At 48.6% G+C, this 1,090-nt stretch carries 2 tRNA genes and 2 rRNA genes; all 4 read right to left on the bottom strand.

The features are described from left to right. Positions 1 to 497 (bottom strand): 23S ribosomal RNA (locus BVH06_RS16705); the annotation flags it as partial. A gap of 260 nt (positions 498 to 757) precedes the next feature. Beyond that, positions 758 to 833, bottom strand: a tRNA-Ala gene (locus tag BVH06_RS16700). Positions 834 to 854: 21 nt separating this feature from the next. Next, positions 855 to 931: transfer RNA gene (locus BVH06_RS16695), tRNA-Ile, on the bottom strand. 85 nt (positions 932 to 1,016) lie between these two features. Then, positions 1,017 to 1,090 (bottom strand): 16S ribosomal RNA (locus BVH06_RS16690); the annotation flags it as partial.

Genomic DNA, 1,090 nt, shown 5'->3' with positions numbered 1-1,090 from the left:
CTATTTCACTCCCCTCTCCGGGGTTCTTTTCGCCTTTCCCTCACGGTACTGGTTCACTATCGGTCAGTCAGTAGTATTTAGCCTTGGAGGATGGTCCCCCCATATTCAGACAAAGTTTCTCGTGCTCCGTCCTACTCGATTTCATTGACAAGAGATTTTCGTGTACGGGGCTATCACCCACTACGGCGGCACTTTCCAGAGCCTTCCACTAATCTCAAATCAACTTAAGGGCTAGTCCCCGTTCGCTCGCCACTACTAAGGGAATCTCGGTTGATTTCTTTTCCTCAGGGTACTTAGATGTTTCAGTTCCCCTGGTTCGCCTCATGCACCTATGTATTCAGTGCATGATACCCAGCTTATGCTAGGTGGGTTCCCCCATTCAGAGATCTCTGGATCACAGTCTGTTTGCCGACTCCCCAAAGCTTATCGCAGGCTACAACGTCTTTCATCGCCTCTGACTGCCAAGGCATCCACCGTATGCGCTTCTTCACTTGACCATATAACCCCAAGCAATCTGGTTACTGTCTATAACGTGAAGACGACATTCGCCGAAAATTTGCACTTGAGAACAACGCAAATTTTACCTTGACCAGATTAATTACCAGTGAAAGTAATCAATCAGTCACTTCTATCACATACCCAAATTTTTAAAGAACGATGTTTCGACTGGTCAAAGACCAGAAATCAACATTCACCCTGCCTCTGCAGAGAATGCTCATTTCTGAACTCTTACTCATTAACGACTGCAACCAGATAGTGGTGGAGCCAAGCGGGATCGAACCGCTGACCTCCTGCGTGCAAGGCAGGCGCTCTCCCAGCTGAGCTATGGCCCCGTATATCATCTGCACCTGAATTGGTAGGTCTGGGCAGATTTGAACTGCCGACCTCACCCTTATCAGGGGTGCGCTCTAACCAACTGAGCTACAGACCTATAACAGGGTCGCGTTACAGCATCGTCTTCTACAATGAATCAAGCAATTCGTGTGGGAGCTTATGAATAAGCTGCGATCTTCGATTAAGGAGGTGATCCAGCCGCAGGTTCCCCTACGGCTACCTTGTTACGACTTCACCCCAGTCATGAATCACACCG

The organism is Pseudomonas sp. PA27(2017), from assembly GCF_001945445.1.
GTDB lineage: Bacteria > Pseudomonadota > Gammaproteobacteria > Pseudomonadales > Pseudomonadaceae > Aquipseudomonas.
The sequence above is the reverse complement of the archived record's forward strand: the minus strand, read 5'-3'. Positions and strand labels throughout refer to the sequence as shown.